Source organism: Devosia sp. WQ 349K1, assembly GCF_016595685.1.
GTDB lineage: Bacteria > Pseudomonadota > Alphaproteobacteria > Rhizobiales > Devosiaceae > Devosia.
On the sequence record NZ_JAENGO010000003.1, the window covers coordinates 382,940 to 401,145 of the forward strand.

The window sequence follows — 18,206 nt, forward strand, 5'->3', positions numbered from 1 at the left end:
AGCTCTCCCATGCACCGAGCCGTGGGGCTCGGTGGCGCAATGATTGTGAGTGGTTGTCGACCGCTTAGTTGGCGGGGGTAACCGTTTCGCCGACGAGACGACGCTGACGGATCACCGGGATGCCTTTTCGCAGCTTTTCCACCTGTGCCATGTCAAGGGTGGCAGTCAGCGTTTCGGGGCCGTGACCCGCACGCTTGAGCACAGTGCCCCAGGCGTCAACGATGACCGAGTGGCCGTAGGAGCTCTTGGTTTCGCCATCGACGACAACCGAACCACCGAGACCGCAGGCGATGAGATGGCACTGGGTCTCAACCGCACGAGCGCGGGCAAAGAGTTCCCAATGCGCTTCACCGGTGATCATGGTGTAAGCGGCTGGAAGCGTGATGATCTGAGCGCCCTTGAGGCGCAGAGCACGGAACAACTCGGGGAAGCGACCGTCAAAGCAGATAGCCGTACCGAAGGTGACGCCATCAAATTCCCAAGTAACAATGTCATTGCCGGGCTTGATGTAGTCGGACTCGCGGAAAGGACCATTGCCGAGATCGTCAATGTCAAAGAGGTGGATCTTGCGGTATTCCGCCAGCACTTCACCCTCGCGGCCAAAGACCACGGTGACGTTCTCGACGCGCTCTTCGCCTTCGACCTTGGCCAGAATGGTGCCAGCCTGAACCGACACTTTGTGGCGCTTCGCAAAGGCCTGAGCCATGCGATAAGCGGGGGTTTCGGCGAGCGGCTGAGCCAACTCCACAGCACTCTTTTGATCGAGGCCGTAATAGCTGAAATACTCAGGCAGGACGAGGAAATCAGGCTTTTCAGCTGCCTGCATTGCCGCTTCCATCGCTGCTTCTGCTGCCGGAACTGTCTCCTCAGGAGACAGGCCCATGACTGTTTGGATTGCAGCTACTTTCATGCCTGCGCCCCTTCCTTAGCCAGAATGTCCAATGAGTTTGTGGCGCGACCACCGATATCGGGGTTGAGCACACGTTCAACGAAATTAGCCTGTTGGGGCGCATAAGCGTCCCAGAGGCGGCGCAGATCGGTCAGAGGTTCGGCCGATTTATCAACGCGCAGATCAACCACGCAGAAGTCATCATGTTCAGAGACGCGGAGCGCCGCCGAACCGAGTGGGAAGACTTCCCCGCCAGCGGCAAGGCCAGCGTCGAGAGCGGCGAGCAGACGCTCAGCAATCGGCTTATCGCTGGCCGCTTCCGCCGCCGCGATCATGGCTGCAGGAACGGTGTCGTTGCGCAGGATATTGCCGACAGCAACCATGCCCAGACCAAAAGCCTTGGCATGGATTGGCTCCTGATGGCTGCCCTGACGCGCCGCGGTATTGCCATAGCGATCGACGATCGCAAGCTCACGCCACTCAATGCCTGGTGCTGTGGCGACAGCATCGAGAGCTTCCTGAGCGGAGAGGCCTGCACGCAGATAGCGAAGAGCCATGATGCCCAAACGCGGATCAGTGCGGTGCTGGGTGATAACGGCACCTGCGTCGTGATTGACGAACAGGCAGCGCGCGCCCATGGCCATCGACGAAGTGGTGCCAGCAATGCCGAAGTGACCGGTTTGTGGGCAACGAAGTGCGATAGAGAAGGTCATTAGCTGAGCCTGAACAATGCACGCGATGGGGAGAACGGCGTGATATCCACGCTGGTCTTTTCGCCCATCAGAACTTCGGAAACGAGCTTGCCAGTGATGCCGCCGAGCGTCAGACCAAGGTGGCCGTGGCCGCAGGCGTAGACAATGCGCGGGTCCTTCTTGGATGGACCAATGAAGGGCATGCTGTCTGGGGTCGACGGGCGGAAGCCCATCCACGTGTCCTGACGCTCGCCGAGGGCGGGCACCATTTTACGCGCTTTGTCTTCCAGCACCTTGAGGCGCGATGGGTTTGGCTTCTTATCCAGACCGCCCAGATCCACAGTACCGGCTGCGCGGATCTGATGAGACAGAGGCGTTAGGAAGAAGGCATCCGAGAGGTACATCAGCGGATGGTTGATCAGCCCTTCGGTGTTGTTGAAGGCAACATGATAACCGCGCTCGGTATTCATATTGAGACGATCGCCGACAGTCCTGGAGATGGCACGGGACCATGCACCAGCGGAAACCACGAGGCGCTGCGCCACGACGGTTTCAGAGCCGGCCTCGACGCGGACGCCATCAGCGGTGCTGGTGATGTTGCCAGCCTTGGCCTGAACGAAACGACCACCACGCTTGATGATGTTCTGCGCCAGACCGCGGCAATATTCTTCTGGGCTGTCGATAATGTAGCAGCCCGGGAAAATGGTGCCCCCGACATAGCCCGGCGCCAAGTTTGGCTCCATGCCTGCGATGTCGTCGCGGGTCAGATAGGTGGCTTCAACACCTTCAGCGCGACGGCGTTCGTTCGACTTCTTGGCACGCGCCGCTTCCGCTTCAGAGCGGTAGAGGTGGATTGAACCCTTGCCCTTAACGAAGCGGACGTTGCCCACTTCGTCCATGAGCGGGGCATTGCCATCTTCAAGCACGCGCATCAGCGAGCTCAGAGCGCTGATGATGCCATCCTGACGGCTCCGCAGCGAGGCCGAGAGGAAGGCTGTCAGCCAAGGCGCTAGATCGAGAAGGTCGCGCCAATATAGGGTCAGCGGACCATCATGACGCAGCAGCATGCCTGGGACATCACGCAGAATGCCCGGCGAAGCCGATGGAAAAATGCCCGATGGTGCCACGGTCGACGCATTGCCGAACGAGGCTGCGTTGCGGAAAGACACACCCGGAAGCGGTGGCGTTGGGTCGATGACAGTGACGTCACAGCCCTTGCGCAGGAGCCACAGCGCGGTGGAAAGACCCACCACGCCGCCGCCGATAACCGCAACCGTCAGCTTGCTGCTGTCGTTTACTTGCATTTGGGAAAGACCCCTTAGATCGCAGCGGTTACGATGACTTCAACATCGTAGCCTTCAGCAGCTGGCGGGCAGACGCCTGCAGCGCGCGAAGGCTGGTTCTCTGGGTCGACCCATTCTTCCCAAGCGACATTCATCGCATCAAAATGCTTCTGATCGGAGATCCAGACTTCAGCGCGCAGGATCTTGGACTTGTCGGTGCCAGCTTCGGCCAGCCACTTGTCGACCTTCTGCAGGCAGAGGCGGGTCTGGTCTTCGATGCTGTCACCCTTGTTGCCGCACATGCCGGCGACATAAGCGATGCCGTTGTGGATGGAGACCATGGAGGTGCGCTTAAGGCGCTCGATGCGGACGATTTCAGTCATTTCAATTCACCGTATATTGGCCCTGAGGGCCGCAAATTAGATTTGGTTTCGAGGAGAGTGTTGCGCCGTTACAGGCGCAGGCTCTTCTGGAAGCCCATGGCTTTTTCGAGGATGGCAACAATGACCACCGACATGACGACCAAGGCAGTCGCCATTGCCGCGACGGTCGGATCATCGAAGTCCTTGATGTACTGGTAGGCAGCGACCGGGAGGACCTTGGTGTTGTCGTTGGAGAGGAACACTGCGATCGAGAAGTTATCGAGCGCTTCCACGAAAACGAAAACCGAGGCTGCCAGAATGCCGGACTTGAGCTGGGGCAGCACGATCGAGAAGAAGGTGCGGATCGGACCGGCGCCCAGGTTTCGTGCTGCTTCTTCGATACGCGGATCAAGACCGAGCAAGTTTGCCGACAGGGCGCGGATGGAGAATGGCAGAGCCAGAACAAGCATGCCCAGGCAAAGACCGAACAAGCCGATCTTGTAGCCAGCAGCCGACAGCAGCGATAGCAAGGACACACCCGTCACTACGCCCGGAATGATCAGCGGGGAAAGGATGATCTGCTGGATCAAAGCCTTGCCCTTAAACTCGGTGCGGACCAGCGCATAGCTGGCCGGGATGCCGATAACCAAGCTCAACGGGGTGACGATGAGCGCCATCAAGAACGAGTTCTTGGCTGCGCCCATGAACATGGGCGAATTATAGAAATTGTAGTGCCATTCCAGAGAGAAGCCCTGAGGCGGCCACTGGAAATAGCGGGTTGCGCTGAACGAATGCAGCACAACGAACACTACGGGCAGCAGCAGGAAAGCGGTCGAAACAATCGCCAGCAAGGTGACGACGATGCCGTACTTGCCTTCGAGATCACGCCTAAACATTAGGATACCGCCTTCTCAATTTTCTTGGACACAAAGGTCATCAGCCAGATCGATGCGAAAGCGCCGACGAGGAAGATCACTGCGGTCGCAGCTGCGTAGGGAATGTCGTATTCGACAAACATGCGGTCGTAGATCTGGTTAGCGATCATGCGAACCTTGCCGCCACCGAGAACCATCGGGAACAGGAAGGAGGCGAGTGCGATCGAATAGGCCAGAACCAGTGTCACCATCAGGCCAGGCAACAGCATTGGCATGGTGATGCGCCAGAAGGTAACGATGCGGTTGGCCCCGAGGCTACGCGCTGCTTCTTCGACCGAAGTGTTGAGATTGCGCACGGCACCGATCAGGGTGAAGACCGCAAACGGCAGCAGATAGTGGGCAATCGAGATGCCAACGCCGGTCCAATTATAAAGGAAGCGGATCGGTGCATCGATTATGCCGAGGCTCGTCAGACCAAGATTGATCAGCCCCTTGTTGCCAAGGAGAATGAGCCATGAATAGGCGCGAGTGACACCGCCGGACAGGAAGGTCACGGCGATGGCCAGCATAATCAAAGTACCGACCCACTCTCGCTTCGCCCGCACGATGACCATAGCCATAGGAACGGCCACAGCCACTGTGATGAGCGAAATAACGAAAGACGCCCAGAGCGTGGTGAGCAAGACAGCCTGGTTCGACCCAGACGACAGCACGCGCCAGTAATTTTCAAGCGTAATGGCACCAGCGAACTGGGTGCCTGGGGGCCCCTTGAGGAAAAGGCTGCTTAGAGCGAAATAGCCGTAAGCTGCGACGATGAAGAGACCAATCACCAGCGCAGGGGAAATCAGGTATTTGCTGCGGTCGTTTTTGCTTTCCATCAGTCCCTCAGCAAAATGGTGTGGGCTGGGTCGAGCAGGAGCTTTACGGTCTGGCCGACAGCAAAGCGTGCAGAGTTGCTTGTGCGAGGCGCGTTGGCTTCGATCTTATGACCACCGACTTCGCAGTGATAAACGATGCGTTCGCCAAGCTCATGAGCCGACTTGATGACGGAAACGAGGCCCATACGCGCATCGTCCTCTGCCACCAGCTCGATGTGCGATGGACGGATAGAGATCTTGCAATCAGAGCCAACTGGCTTGGCTTCAGTGGTTGGAACGACAACCTTCTGGCCGCCAAGCTCGATGACCACTTCACCCTCTGACTTCGAGACGACCTTGCTTGGGAAGATGTTTGGCACGCCGAGGAAGCGCGCAACAAATTCGGTCTGAGGACGGTCATAGAGCGCGATTGGGGTATCGAGCTGTTCGATGCAGCCGCCGTTCATGACAGCGATGTAATCGGACAGATAGAGCGCTTCGTCCTGATCGTGGGTCACGAGGATCGAGGTGATGCCCAGCTTGCGCTGCAGATCGCGCAATTCGGCCTGCAGGCCTTCACGCAGGTGGCGGTCTAGCGCACCCAGCGGCTCATCGAGCAGCAGCAGCTTTGGCTTGATGACGACGGCGCGCGCCAGCGCGACGCGCTGCTGCTGGCCACCAGAAAGCTGGCTCGGATAGCGATCGGCAAGATGGGTGAGCTGAACCATTTCGAGCACGTCACGGACGCGAACGGCCTGCTCTTCCTTGGATACGCCACGCATCTTAAGGCCAAAGGCGATATTGGACTCGACGGTCATATGCGGGAACAGGGCATAGTTCTGGAAGACCATGCCGATGTCGCGGAAGTTCGGCTCAACGCGACTGATGTCCTGACCGTCGACGAGGATTTCGCCCGACGTTACATTTAAGAAGCCTGCAACCATGCGCAGCACGGTGCTCTTGCCGCAGCCCGAAGGGCCCAGAAGGGTAAGCAGCGAGCCACTGGGCACGTTGAGATCGAGGTTACGCACCGCTTCAAAGTTGCTGTACCGCTTGGTCAACTGCCTCAGTTGCAAGGTACTGCTTTTTAGAGTTTCCATAGCCGCCGGTTCCGTCAGAAGTGTAGGGGGGTGCGTCCGGGCGATTGCGGCGCCCGAGCACAGAGTTCATTTCGCCTCACGAGAGGCAGAGCGGATGCGATTTTGTCGGAAGATCCAGAATTGACCGGCCTCACTATGGGTGAGACCGCTTTGGTCAATTCCTATTCAGCGATGCGGCGGCGGCGGCAAAGCCGCCTGCTGTGAGTACTTGCCGGGCGAGGCCCCAGACACGACCCTTATCTTATCCGGCAGTTTTCACCGCCGACGACAGCACCAGATATGCTGTCGGGATAATTCAGTCGTCGTTTATTGAGGTCCGAGAGGCATGACGAAACCGCGCATCAAATGCGCGCGCATCACTTTCTCAGCTTCATCAGCGTCCCGCACTCGGATGGCCGCGAGCAATTGCCTGTGCTCGTCGATTGCCCCAAGTGTGTTCTCACGGCTCAAAGCCGCGATATTGGTTTCGCTCATGAAAAACCCGGCGTAATTTTCAATGGCGTTCTGCAATTCAGCAACGCCGCACGCATCGTAAATCCTCCGATGGAACGCAGTGTTGTTACGCACGCGTTCGGTTCTCGCTTCTTCAGGCAAGGCCACTGCCAGTTCGATAGACGCCTCAAGAAACGCAAAATCGCTTTCACCCAACAGAGGGACTGCAAGTCGCGTTGCGTATCCCTCCAAGGCAATGCGGATTGCCCGAATACCTTCAAGTGCCGTTTTGACATTGGCCACGACCACCCCGGATGATGTCCGCTCCAGCAGACGATTACCGAGAAGTCGCGTGAAGGCTTCGCGCAGCGGGGTACGGCTCACACCGAGCCGCTGCGCCATTTCCACCTCGCGGAGACGCTGGCCAGGCTCCAAACGCCCGTCCAGGATCAGCGACCGCAAGAGTTCATAGACCACATCGGCTGAACTCACCGCCGACAGCCGGCGTCCCACCAGCTCGTCAAGTGCATCCACAGTCATGCAATATACCCCCGTATCTTCGCTATGATGCTGTCTAACCGCCACCACCATCACGCGACAGGGGGCATTCGAGCTTGTGGCTCGAACTTACCCTTTAACTGCTCCCTGCCCGTTCTTCCACAACTCAGAGATGAGCGTAGCAAAGACGGCTCCGCGGCCAGCAATTGCGCTCACCACGATTGTTTCGTCGCGCGAGCAGATATCGTTGCAGATTGGACCCATGCCATCGATGGTTGGCACGCCAAGTGCACCACAGAAGCTCGCATCCGAACCGCCCGAGATATTGGTCAGCTCAAAGCAAGGCGCATCGATCTCACGGGAAGCGGCTTCAACGATTTGGTAAAGCGCAGCAGATTCTGCCGAACGCGCCCACGCAGGACGTGTCCAACCACCCTTGAGCTCAACCGAAACACGATCGGTCGCCACCGAAGCAACGAGACGCTCAACTTCTGCCTGAAGTGCCTGTGCAGCTTCTGGAGTGCGCGCACGCATATCAACGTGCAGCTTAGCGTGGCCCGGAATAACCTGACGCGCATCTCCACCCTGGAAGATACCAACGTTGACGATGGTGCCATTTTCGAGATTGGTCAGCGCTTCAATCTGCGGCACCAGCTGAGCCAGCGGACGGATTGCCGATGCACCCTTGAGGTAGTTCGCTGCAGCGTGAGCGGTCTGCCCCTTGGCTTCAACATAGAACGCACCAACGGCACCGCGCGAGGTGAAGTAACCACCACCCGGACGGCCTGGCTCAAGGGTAAGAACCCAATCAGCCTGCTGTGCATGCTCTTCGATCCAGCCACGCGAAAGCGGGCTACCCAGCTCTTCGTCGCTGACGACGAGGAACTTGATCTCAGCAAAATCTGCGAAACCGGCAGTGGTCGCCACATCGATAGCGTTGAGTGCCAGAACGAGGCCACCACGCATATCACCAACGCCTGGCCCCTCAGCCAGATCGCCCTTGATGGCAAATGGCCAAGATTCAAGCGTGCCACGCGGCCAAACTGTGTCGGCGTGACCAAGGATCATCAAGCGACCCTGACCAGTGCCCTTGCGAACTGCCCACAAGCGATCACCGCGTTCCGGGACCTGCTCATAGTTCAGCTCAAAACCCTGACTCTTGAGGCGTTCGCCGATCCACTGCGACGTGCGCGTTACGCCTTCTACGTCGTAGGACCCAGCTTCAACACCAACGAGCTCGGCGATGTCCGCCAGCATCGTATCGAGTCTAGCCGCAAAAATTTCGCGGAATTCAGTAGCGACACCCATCGTCATTCCCTTCCTGTATACATGGATACAAGCATACAAAACAGCGCGTTGCAAGAGTGGACCGAAGGGCTTCGACATGCCCGGGCACTGCCCTTAAAGCCGCTCGACCCGCGCGATATGTTCAAGCAGACGTTCAAATTTCACCGAAATTCCAAGGACTTTGGCGCACAGACGCGCGCTGTGCTGGCCCCGCATGCGTTCCGCCCAGCCGGATGCAGCGTGGAAAATTATGCTCCGACTGGCGAAACATGGTGATCGGCGCGAATTTGACCCAAGAATCAAGCATTGGAACGATCAGCTCAAAAGCGCCGGCAGCACGCCGCGCTGAAGCTCGGCACCGATATTCAAAAGCGCGAAATCGCTATGCATCGGCCCCATCAACTGGAGGCCGATCGGACACCCACGTCGATCGACCTGCACCGGCAAAGCGAGTGCAGGCAGGCCCGACACATTGGCGGGAGCCGTGAACCGAAGTGGATTATCAACACCCGCATTTGGCGCGCCTAGGGGATTGTCCAGCACCGGCGCGACGGCCGCATGGATTGGCAAAGCCAGACAATCCATCTCGCTCATGAATGCCTGCCAAGTCGCCGCAATATCCGCCTGACGCGTCTTATCGCGCTCATGTTGTTCGCTCGTGATCGCAGCACCCTGCCCGGCCAAAGCAGCGAGAGCGGAGCCATACTCATCTCGTTTGGACGGGTAAGTCTCGGCATGACCTAGCGCCACTTCCCTAGCGCAGAGGCGCGACCACACTTCATAAATGTCAGGCGTGTTCGGCAATTTGCATGAAACCAGCACCATACCGGCCGTCGACGCAGCATCCAGCATGCGGCGATAGGCCGAGGTAACCTCAGCGTCCAAGCCGCCTTCAAGAAGCTCTGCGCTATAGCCCAAACGCAAACCTTCGAGGCTGGCCGCCGGAACCTCGTCGCTACCCCCAACCATGCCCTTGAGCATCAGAGCGCAGCCCTCGGCGGTCGTCGCCATGGGACCGACATGGTCAAGGCTCGGCGCCATGGCGCAAACGCCTTCAACACTAACCAAACCACGGCTCGGCTTTAAACCCGTGAGGCCGCAATAGGCCGACGGGAAGCGGATGGAGCCACCGGTGTCACTCCCGACTGCACCCGCAGCAAGCGCTGCGGCGACAGCCACGCCGGAGCCAGAGGAGGATGAGCCAACTCGAAACTGTCCGCCCCAAGGGTTCTTCGGCACGGGCATAAGCGGGTGATGCGTCGAGCACGCACCCTCGGCCATAGCGAGCTTACCCAAAACCACCGCGCCTGCTTGCAAAAGCTGGGAGACAACGGCCGCATCGCGCTGCGTTTGCCGATTGCGGTGAATAGCCATGCCATTCGATGTGGGAGCGAATTCGGTCTCACACAGATCTTTGAGCGCGATCGGCACGCCATGCAGCACGCCGAGAATACGCCCTGCCCGATACGCCGCATCGCAAGAAGCAGCCTGCTTGAGCGCCGCCTCTCCCGTGACGAACACATAGGCATCATACTGGCTACCGAGCACCTCAATGCGCTCTAAATAGCCCCGCGTGAGATCGACCGAAGATACCTTGCCCTCGGCGAGGGCCGCAGCGATTTCAGGAAGGGGACGGGCGAGAAGATCAGCGAGCGTAGAGGCGTTTTGCATAAGGCAGCAGCTCAGTGGGGGATATAAAAAAGATCAGGTGGCGAACCACCTGATCTATCGCAACACCTAAATGTCTTTAGGGATTAGCGGGCGATTTCGTCAAAGCGCACGGTCCAGTCGCTGACGTTTTCGTTGACAAGACGGCCGTCCATCACAAAGCCTTCGCCATCAGCTGGGAGAGCCGCTGCGAGTTCTTCAGGAAGGGCAACATTCTTGTTCACAGGCGCCATGTTGACGCGAGCCAGCATTTCTTCCTGCGCACCCTTAGAGATGATGTAGTTGACGAACTGCGCAGCTTCGTCCTGGCTGTCACCCTTGGTCATCATCATAACGTCGAAGTACATCGGCGCCGGCTTTGGCGCGACCATCTTCATGTTGAGGCCTTCCTTGGCGATCGCGTTCATGTGCGAGCTCTGGCCGATAAGGATCGAACCTTCACCCTGAACGATCGACTGGCGTGCCTGCGAGTCCGAAGAATAATAGAGCGAAACGTTGTCGTTCAGGTTCTTGAGAGCTTCAAAGCCAGCATCGAAATTATCGATGGTGCCGCCGTTGATCTGGTTTGCAACCATCAGCAACGAACCCGAATAGATCGACATCGCTGGAGCGATGATCTGGCTCTTGTATTCTGGCTTCCAGAGGTCTTCCCAAGAGGTCGGCGGTACGGTCACGACGTCAGCGTCATAAACGATACCCATTGGGTAGTAATAAATACCAACCCAATCATCAGAGAGCGCGCCCTGGATCAGCTCACCGCTGTTGGTCAGCTTGTCCTTCGGGATCTTGACGAAGAGTTCCTGGTCCTGGCCCGCTTCGCTGGCGATGGTGTTGGTTGCAAACCATACGTCAACCGATGGGCTCGAGCGCTCTGCCTGCAGCTTGACGAGACCCTCACCCGACGAGGACTGGGTGACCGCATTGACCTTAATGCCGGTTTCCGCTTCGAACTGCTGCGAAATGGCCTTGATGCCATTTTCCCAGGTCGAGCCCCAGATCTGGATGGTGATTTCTTTGTCTTGGGCGAAGGCAGGAGCAGCAGCCAAAACGAAAGCAGAAGAGAGAAGAAGGGTCTTGATATTCACGATAGTCTCACATTCTCTATATTGAAACACACCGCTCAGCACACTGCCCAGAAGCAGCAGAACAGATACGATGTAAAAATCGGATCGAGACGATTGGTTCAACTAGCAGAGTGTGCGACCTCAAACATGGCCACGCTCGAGCGCTGCAACCCTGCATCGCCCAGCAGGTCGTTAGTGTTTCCCTCCACCACCGACCTAAACACACCCGCGCAAGTTTCACCGGTCTAAAATCCAGCCCTACCATCCGACAGCAGACACAGACGCGTGAACGCGGTCGCCATTGATGGTGATCGAACAAATTCCGTGACGAGACTCAGGGGTTCCCTCCATTTTGTGCACACACGGATACCTGTATACAACGTGTACTATGGGATACTTGCATACATTCCCAATGTGCAGCAAGAGACTTAGCGGGCCATGATGAGGAAAAATCATCCACCCCGTATTTTCGGCTAAACGTTAGGCAAAAAAGGCCCAAACACCGAGCATGGGGCGAGGCATTATTCACAGAGACAACACTGCGAGCCGCCTCCTGCAAGCGCAATAAGAACCCAGCAAAGTGGTTTCCGCACAAACTTTCGCAGGCGTAACAGACGTTAAGGCAGACCACCCGTGCCGCCACCCGGAATCAAGACCTAACTACGACTGCACCACAGTCCACACACCTCTCACTGCACGCCGAAACGAGCAGCCCATGCACCCCCATAGCGCCGCAACGCGGATAATGGCGCTGGATTTTCAATGAGATAGCATTCACTTTTGCCAAAATTAGGCCACAACTTGAAACAAACGCAATAGAAATTAAAGCAACAAAAGAACGACAGAATTACAACAGAGCAAAACAACACCAACCCCGCACCCGAAACAGCCTAATACCCACGAATACATTCACTTCATCAGCATGCGCGCGAAACAAACAAACCGCGGCACACGCCATGAAACTGGAATTATCATGATAAAACTGAGTTGCTAGAACCCATTCAGTACTGATATGATCCCACCAAAGTTATGGCGGGAGTTTCCAATGAATACAGTATTGAAGCGCGGACTATCCGCGCTCGTTCTAACCGTTGCATTTGCTATTCCTGCTTATGCACAGCCAGTCACCCAAGCGTCAGTTACTTCTGCATGCGCGGTTAGCGCAAACGCGTGTATCGCTGCGCAGAATGCCTATGTAGCTGCCATGCGCGCACAGGGCCTCAGCGCAGCACAAATTGGCGCAGCAATGGGCGCCGTCGTTGCTGCGCTCGTGAACTCGGGCGTTCCAGCGGCCACTATTGCCGCTGCCGCAGGCAACTCAGTGCAGTATGCAGCGAGCCCAGCTCAGGCCAACGCTTTCACGCAGATTGCTGAAGTCGCAAGTACTGGCGGCACAATTGATCCAGTAGTCGTGCAGGTTGCGTCTTCTTCCAGCCCAAACTGATTTGATCGCTCTATGAACTGTGTGGCCGAGAACACTTCGGCCACACGTCTCAGGGTGAACGAATTTGAACTTGCCGTACCGGGTGTACTTGGTACCTACTCGGAAACGCCCAATGTTTAGCCGCGTCGTTCTGGTTTTTGTATCTGTTTCGCTCTTGGCGACAAGCGTGATTGTGGGGCAACGAGAGCTTGCTGGCCTAGCGCAAGTCGGTGCGACGGACGAGAATTTCTTTGAAACAGTTCTCGCCAACGACCATTGGCTGCCGCCCTCCTACAAATCGACCGACACTATCTTGCGCCGCTGCATAAATGTCGTCGGCGGCCTTTACGGCGCACTCCAGCCCGTAGAACGCATGGATTTGGCGCGTTGGAATTGCCTGGATCAGGCTGACACAGCCATTACGCGGATGCCAAGTTACGCATTGGGATGGTATGCCAAGGCGCTGTTTTCGTACCAGCTCGGCGAACCCAAGGCTGGTGAAGCCGCTTTGATACAGGCACAGCAGACTGGTCGACATGAACAATGGATTGCTGAAGGTCGAGTCCAACTGGCTGAAGACCATTTCAGCACCCTCTCCCTTGCAGCACTCTCCGGTCACCAGAAAGACCTCGAACTCCTAGCGCAATCCGCGCGCGGCGTCGCCTCGGTCGCACGTCGATATACGACGCAGCCCGAGTTCCGCGAGCGCATAACCCTTATCGTCGAACAATTGCCCCCCGAAGACCAAGTACGCTTCCTCAATAACGTTCGCCGCACAACTCAAACTTCCGGCATGGTGATGCCGTGACACTTGCTGGCACCACACTTGTGAGAAAACGCTCAATTACAGCGACGCATCTAGGCTCGTCGACGCTCAATCATATCCTGGCAATTGGCCTAGTCACTCTTGCAACACTCGCCCCTCTTTCGCTTGGCGCCAACAACGCCTCGGCGTGGTCAATCAACGGCGCCATCGTCGGCCTCGTCGCGCTTATCTATTGCCTCGCCCTAATGTTCACCGGCAATCCTCTGCGTGTCGGCCTTTCACGCCTCATACCAGAGACCCTGCTGGCGACTATCGTGGGTGGGTTCATCATCTTCCAAGCCCTGCCAACCTCCCTTTGGGGCGGGAGCGCGGCCTTGATTGATGTTGACGGCAACCGATACGCCTTAGAGCACATCACTGCCTCTGTCGGCATGACAGTCTTCTCTGCGCTTTGCTACTTTACCTACGCTCTGTTTTTCTTTTTGGTGTTTCAGGTTTCTGCCAATCGCCAGCGCGCCTTGTTTTTAGCTGAGGCCGCTTTTGCTGCGATAATTGCGCACGCAGTCCTCGGGCTCATCGCGCTGACACTATGGAATGACAGCCTCCTATTTTTGGAAAAATGGGCTTACCACGGCGTTGCAACCGGGACGTTCGTCAATCGCAATTCTTACGGAACATTTCTAGCGATCGGCTTTGTGCTTGGTGTCGGCCTCACGCTACGCGCCGCCCTGAGCAAGCGCAGCAAGCTCGGCCAACGCCTGCCTCGCGCCGACGAAAAATTTGTGATGGTCGGACTTCAACTCGTCGGCACAGTTCTCATTCTAGCAGCGCTTCTGTCAAGCCAATCGAGAATGGGTCTCGCAGCCGCTCTAGCAGGTGGCTCGGTTCTGATAATAGTCGCGTTAGCGAAAACCAACCTAGCTCGCAGCGGCCTTGGGTTGATGGTCACAATTGCTTTCATTGTTGTCAGTGCCGCAGCGTTCTTCGTTTTCGGTGGCGGAACGCTAGAACGCCTCGGCAGTACAGAATCCGACTCCGACGTTCGACAGCAACTCTATGCCCAAGTGGCGCAGCTTATAGAGGCACATTGGCTTTGGGGAACTGGGGCTGGCACATTTGAACTCGTCTACCCCCTATTCCATCGGTGGCCGGTTAGCCCCGATCTGATTTGGGACAAGGCGCACAATACCTACCTGACCCTCTGGAGTGAGCTCGGTCTCGTCGTCGGGACCTTGCCTCTGATCATTTTTGCGATCATCGCCGCACGCCTCCTGGTTCTCATCAAACAACGCAGCGAGGACTGGTGGTTGCCGGCGATATCCTTGTCGGCACTGGTGGTGGTTGCAACGCACTCGCTCGTCGATTTCTCGATGGAAATACAGGGCGTCGTGCTGATGCTGTTGTTCGTGGTTGGTCTGGGTCTCGATTTCAGCACCAAGAAATCAGCGCCTCTTACAACGAGCGAGCCAGCCAATTGATCATAGACCGGCTAAAATCACTATTCGGTCGCCCCAACGTTCAGCGCACCAAGTCTCCGCGGGTGCGTATAGAGCTCGATAACAGCTACAGCTTGATGTATGCCATCGGCGACGTCCACGGGCGCCTCGATCTGCTTCGACAGCTTGAAGCGAGAATAATTGGCGACGGCAACCAGACTGCTGGGCAGAAGCTTATCGTTCAGCTGGGCGACCTCATTGATCGCGGCCCTCATTCCGCACAAACAATAGACCATATGTTGTCGCGCCCTCCGGCAGGGTGGGAGCGTCGAGCCATCCTCGGCAATCATGAAATGACTCTTTGCGATGCCTTAGAAAACAGCCGTGTCTTTGAACGCTGGCTGGGATTTGGCGGCATTGAAACCCTCGGCAGCTATGGCATAGGCCAGCGCGAAATTCAAAGCGCGCTTGGCAGCTCGCGACGCGTCGCTGAGCTCATTCATACTGTGATACCGCCCGAGCACATTCAATTCCTTCAAAACCTGCCACTGACCATTCGTGTCGGCAATACTGTGTTTGCGCATGCAGGCGGCCGACCTGGAATTGCATGGGCAACTCAAGAAGAACGCGATCTGCTTTGGTACGCGGGACAGCGCGACGACATCCGCGCAGACCAAAAAATTATCGTCCATGGACATGAAATTGTGGCACAGCCCGAAATCTACCCTGGCCGGATCAATGTTGATACTGGCGCATACAGCACCGGCACATTGAGCGCTATTCGATTAGAAAATAATGCGCCGCCGCGCATCATTCAAATAACTGCCGCATAAAGACTAAAAACGCTTACTGCGCGATACTGGGGAATAAGACCTGTGGACGAAGTCGAAATTGATTTGCGTGGCATCGCCAATCTACTGAGACGCCGTATTCGGCTGATTGCCTTAACACTTGCAGTCGTGCTTGGCGTGGCCATTCTCGCTTTGGTCGCCATGAAGCCTGTCTACACGGCTTCAAGTCTCGTCATGGTCGACACGTCACGCAAGAACCTGCTGGATTCTGAATACTCCGCGACAGCGCCGTCTGCCGACAACGCACGCGTGGACAGCGAAGTGGAAATTCTACGCTCGAACGCTGTGCTCCTCGCTGTCATCGTCAACGAGAACCTGATCGACGATCCTGAGTTTGGCGTTTCAGTGGGAGGGCGCGGCATCGGTGACTTCTTCCGCGCCCTCATCCCTGGCAACGCTCCTAAACGTGTTGATGAGCCTCTCCAGCAGGTGCTTAGAAAGTTCTCGGATGCTGTTCGCGTGCAACGGCGCGGTTTAACGTATTTGATGACAGCGAGCGTGACCTCGGGCGATCCACAACGAGCAGCTGACCTCGCCAATGCACTCTCCGCCGCCTATATCGATGAACAACTCCGCTCAAAAATTTCCTCGATTAGCTCCTCGCAGGCGATTATCGCAGCCCGTCTCGACCAGACCCAGCAACTGCTGGTCGCGAGCGAAACAGCATTTGATGACTACATAAATTCCAACATTGATCGCATGGCGGGCCAAGAAGGCTTTGAGAGCGTGCGCGATTTGCGCACCCAACTCAGTCAGATCATTTCGCGCAATCAAGAGGTAACCACGCTAGCGAGCGCGGTCGAAACGTCTCTCGAACAGCGCAATTGGAGCGACCTGGTCACATCGCTTCAATCTGAGGCCATCAATACGATGAACGAACAGCGTGCGACACTGGCACGTCAACTCTCCGAAACCGATGCGGGATCAATTTCAGCCATCGACCTCCGAGCCCAGTTACAGGACTTGGAGGAAACGATGAGCTTGCAGGCGAGCACCGAACTCGCAGCTCTACGCTCCGAACTCCCATCGCTGCAATCTCAGGCAGATACGCTGCGTCGCGACCTGCGCTCTGGCCTCATGCAGTCCAATTTGCCCGTCGACATTCTCACGCAGCTCTATGCACTGCAGCAGTCGAGCGAACTGGTTCGCACACAATATCAGACGCTTCTTGCGCGAAATTCAGATCTGCAGGTGCAGGCCGATTTGCAAGTTGCGGATAGTCGCATTGTGGCGCCAGCACTGGCGCCCCTGTCGCCCAGCTTCCCCAATCCACGCTTAATCCTGCTGCTGGCAGCTCTGGCAGGGCTTGGCCTGGGTATCGGCCTGGCGTTCGTTTACGAGCATTATTTGGGAGGCTTCACCTCCGAGGATCAAGTTGCCGCCGTGTTGAAGGTGCCAGTTTTGGCAGAAATTCCTCGCCAAAAGGGCGTCGACCAAACCGAAGGGCACTCTGTTGCCGACATGCTGGTCGACGCCCCCCTGTCGATTTACTCAGAGGCTTTGCGTCGACTGCGCTCTGGGATTGATAACGCTATTCGCCGTAAAGGCGCGCCGTCTGATGGAAAAGGCGTCGTCATCATGGTGTCATCAACCTCGCCGGGTGAAGGGAAATCTACGCTGTCCCTTTCTCTCATGCGCGCCTACGCCTTGAGCGGTAAAAGAACCATTCTGATCGACGCCGACATGCGTAAACCGTCACTGCACCGCCACATTGGGCTTACGCCTGATACCGGCTTGGCAGAAACATTGCTCGGCACCTCCCCCGACAAGCAGATGGCGGTGCGTGATCCGAAGTCGTCAGCCATGTTGCTGCTCGGTTCCAGAAGTTCGGATATACCAACAGATCAGTTGGTTATGTCTGACGATTTCAGAAGACTCATAGACGCCTGCCGAGCCTCTTTCGACATCACAATCATCGATACGCCACCTGTGGGGCCGGTCGTTGATGGCACGCATATCGCCCCATATGCGGACGCTATTCTCTTTGTCACGCGCTGGTCAGCCACAAATCAATCCGAAGCGAAACGGGCTGTCGCAAGGCTGATCGAAGGATGCGACTACCCGCCAATCATCCTGTCTGTTCTGAACCAGCAAGAAGGATTTAGCTCGCGCTATTACAGCAAACGCTATGGCGGTTATTACACCGCGTAAGGGATTTACAGGAAGTAAGCGAAGGCACCTCAACACCCTGTAAACCCAGCTCGATAGCGCGAATCTGCACGTCGATTTATGCCACCCAGTGCTGTAGCAGCCCGCTCTCTATTCTAGCGAAATCCCTACGCGAATTTGCTTTCATCCCAGAAGCTAACTCACAAGTGTAGCGATCGAGGCGTCTCCATTCGGGAGTTTCGCACGATAGGGCGCCAGAAACACAGACCGCACTCAAACTAAGTAATCAAAAATCACGCATTTCACCCCATTGAAATAAAAAATGCACCACTTATAAGCTTTGAATACAAACGAGTTGCGCGATCCGAACTATCGCAAGTTAATGAATTGAAACTCAATTTGAGTTACGATGAGAATTAGGACTAGTCGCAACATGAGAAATGATATGGGAAGCGCGGATCTGGCGGGCCAGTATCACGGGAATCATACACCTTCTGTTGCGGGTAACGATAAGCCTTCGACGCCGTATAGCGATGCGTTCAAGGCCCTACAGTCTGGCCTACCGCTACATTTTATTCATGGCCAACCGCAATTAACTGCCGCGCCTCGAACGG

The 18,206-nt window shown here is 56.6% G+C and carries 16 protein-coding genes; 5 read left to right on the plus strand and 11 right to left on the minus strand.

Features of this window, described 5'->3' with window-relative positions; all coding sequences use genetic code 11:
* Positions 1-64: 64 nt before the first annotated feature.
* From JHL21_RS07940 to JHL21_RS07990, 11 genes are all read right to left on the minus strand, one after another.
* Positions 65-910 (minus strand): nitrilase-related carbon-nitrogen hydrolase, encoded by an 846-nt coding sequence (locus tag JHL21_RS07940; protein ID WP_200212874.1) that lies wholly within the window; start codon positions 908-910, stop codon positions 65-67.
* Entirely contained in the window at positions 907-1,602 is a 696-nt protein-coding gene (locus JHL21_RS07945; RefSeq protein WP_200212875.1) for a DUF1028 domain-containing protein, read from the minus strand. The genes JHL21_RS07940 and JHL21_RS07945 overlap by 4 nt, the downstream gene beginning before the upstream one ends.
* Positions 1,602-2,885 (minus strand): FAD-binding oxidoreductase, encoded by a 1,284-nt coding sequence (locus JHL21_RS07950; RefSeq protein WP_200212876.1) that lies wholly within the window; start codon positions 2,883-2,885, stop codon positions 1,602-1,604. Before JHL21_RS07950 ends, JHL21_RS07945 begins: the two co-directional genes overlap by 1 nt.
* A gap of 14 nt (positions 2,886-2,899) precedes the next feature.
* A complete protein-coding gene (locus JHL21_RS07955) occupies positions 2,900-3,247 on the minus strand; it encodes a RidA family protein (RefSeq protein WP_169194542.1) in 348 nt (115 codons plus the stop codon).
* 68 nt (positions 3,248-3,315) lie between these two features.
* Positions 3,316-4,122 (minus strand): ABC transporter permease, encoded by an 807-nt coding sequence (locus JHL21_RS07960; RefSeq protein ID WP_169194541.1) that lies wholly within the window; start codon positions 4,120-4,122, stop codon positions 3,316-3,318.
* A complete protein-coding gene (locus tag JHL21_RS07965; protein ID WP_169194540.1) occupies positions 4,122-4,979 on the minus strand; it encodes an ABC transporter permease in 858 nt (285 codons plus the stop codon). Before JHL21_RS07965 ends, JHL21_RS07960 begins: the two co-directional genes overlap by 1 nt.
* Complete coding sequence (locus JHL21_RS07970; protein WP_200212877.1) at positions 4,979-6,058, minus strand: ABC transporter ATP-binding protein; 1,080 nt, start codon at positions 6,056-6,058, stop codon at positions 4,979-4,981. Before JHL21_RS07970 ends, JHL21_RS07965 begins: the two co-directional genes overlap by 1 nt.
* Before the next feature lie 306 nt (positions 6,059-6,364).
* Positions 6,365-7,030 carry a GntR family transcriptional regulator gene (locus JHL21_RS07975; protein WP_169194538.1) on the minus strand — a complete coding sequence of 222 codons (666 nt, stop codon included), beginning with the start codon at positions 7,028-7,030 and terminating at the stop codon, positions 6,365-6,367.
* Positions 7,031-7,117: 87 nt separating this feature from the next.
* Positions 7,118-8,296, minus strand: a complete 1,179-nt coding sequence (locus JHL21_RS07980; protein WP_169194537.1) for a M20 family metallopeptidase — start codon at positions 8,294-8,296, stop codon at positions 7,118-7,120.
* Between the two features lie 294 nt (positions 8,297-8,590).
* Entirely contained in the window at positions 8,591-9,946 is a 1,356-nt protein-coding gene (locus JHL21_RS07985; protein WP_200212878.1) for an amidase, read from the minus strand.
* 83 nt (positions 9,947-10,029) lie between these two features.
* Positions 10,030-11,028, minus strand: coding sequence for an extracellular solute-binding protein (locus tag JHL21_RS07990; protein ID WP_200212879.1), 999 nt, complete (start codon positions 11,026-11,028; stop codon positions 10,030-10,032).
* 1,024 nt (positions 11,029-12,052) lie between these two features.
* On the opposite strand from JHL21_RS07990, the gene JHL21_RS07995 reads away from it, so the two are divergent.
* From JHL21_RS07995 to JHL21_RS08015, 5 genes are all read left to right on the plus strand, one after another.
* Positions 12,053-12,451, plus strand: coding sequence for a hypothetical protein (locus JHL21_RS07995; protein WP_200212880.1), 399 nt, complete (start codon positions 12,053-12,055; stop codon positions 12,449-12,451).
* A 112-nt stretch (positions 12,452-12,563) separates the two neighbouring features.
* Complete coding sequence (locus tag JHL21_RS08000) at positions 12,564-13,238, plus strand: hypothetical protein (RefSeq protein ID WP_200212882.1); 675 nt, start codon at positions 12,564-12,566, stop codon at positions 13,236-13,238.
* On the plus strand, positions 13,235-14,674 hold the full coding sequence (locus tag JHL21_RS17970; RefSeq protein WP_200212883.1) for an O-antigen ligase family protein: 1,440 nt from the start codon (positions 13,235-13,237) through the stop codon (positions 14,672-14,674). The genes JHL21_RS08000 and JHL21_RS17970 overlap by 4 nt, the downstream gene beginning before the upstream one ends.
* Positions 14,671-15,465 (plus strand): metallophosphoesterase, encoded by a 795-nt coding sequence (locus tag JHL21_RS08010; protein ID WP_200212884.1) that lies wholly within the window; start codon positions 14,671-14,673, stop codon positions 15,463-15,465. Before JHL21_RS17970 ends, JHL21_RS08010 begins: the two co-directional genes overlap by 4 nt.
* 42 nt (positions 15,466-15,507) lie before the next feature.
* The gene (locus tag JHL21_RS08015; RefSeq protein WP_200212885.1) at positions 15,508-17,634 is read left to right on the plus strand and encodes a Wzz/FepE/Etk N-terminal domain-containing protein; all 2,127 of its coding nucleotides are present in this window, start codon (positions 15,508-15,510) and stop codon (positions 17,632-17,634) included.
* Positions 17,635-18,206 lie beyond the last annotated feature (572 nt).

Bases quoted from the DNA above. Each gene is read 5' to 3' on its own strand.
- JHL21_RS07970 (WP_200212877.1), bottom strand. From the start codon at position 6,058: ATGGAAACTCTAAAAAGCAGTACCTTGCAACTGAGGCAGTTGACCAAG.
- JHL21_RS07985 (WP_200212878.1), bottom strand. From the start codon at position 9,946: ATGCAAAACGCCTCTACGCTCGCTGATCTTCTCGCCCGTCCCCTTCCT.
- JHL21_RS07995 (WP_200212880.1), top strand. From the start codon at position 12,053: ATGAATACAGTATTGAAGCGCGGACTATCCGCGCTCGTTCTAACCGTT.
- JHL21_RS07945 (WP_200212875.1), bottom strand. From the start codon at position 1,602: ATGACCTTCTCTATCGCACTTCGTTGCCCACAAACCGGTCACTTCGGC.
- JHL21_RS07940 (WP_200212874.1), bottom strand. From the start codon at position 910: ATGAAAGTAGCTGCAATCCAAACAGTCATGGGCCTGTCTCCTGAGGAG.
- JHL21_RS07975 (WP_169194538.1), bottom strand. From the start codon at position 7,030: ATGACTGTGGATGCACTTGACGAGCTGGTGGGACGCCGGCTGTCGGCG.
- JHL21_RS07980 (WP_169194537.1), bottom strand. From the start codon at position 8,296: ATGGGTGTCGCTACTGAATTCCGCGAAATTTTTGCGGCTAGACTCGAT.
- JHL21_RS07960 (WP_169194541.1), bottom strand. From the start codon at position 4,122: ATGTTTAGGCGTGATCTCGAAGGCAAGTACGGCATCGTCGTCACCTTG.
- JHL21_RS08000 (WP_200212882.1), top strand. From the start codon at position 12,564: ATGTTTAGCCGCGTCGTTCTGGTTTTTGTATCTGTTTCGCTCTTGGCG.
- JHL21_RS07955 (WP_169194542.1), bottom strand. From the start codon at position 3,247: ATGACTGAAATCGTCCGCATCGAGCGCCTTAAGCGCACCTCCATGGTC.
- JHL21_RS07965 (WP_169194540.1), bottom strand. From the start codon at position 4,979: ATGGAAAGCAAAAACGACCGCAGCAAATACCTGATTTCCCCTGCGCTG.
- JHL21_RS07950 (WP_200212876.1), bottom strand. From the start codon at position 2,885: ATGCAAGTAAACGACAGCAGCAAGCTGACGGTTGCGGTTATCGGCGGC.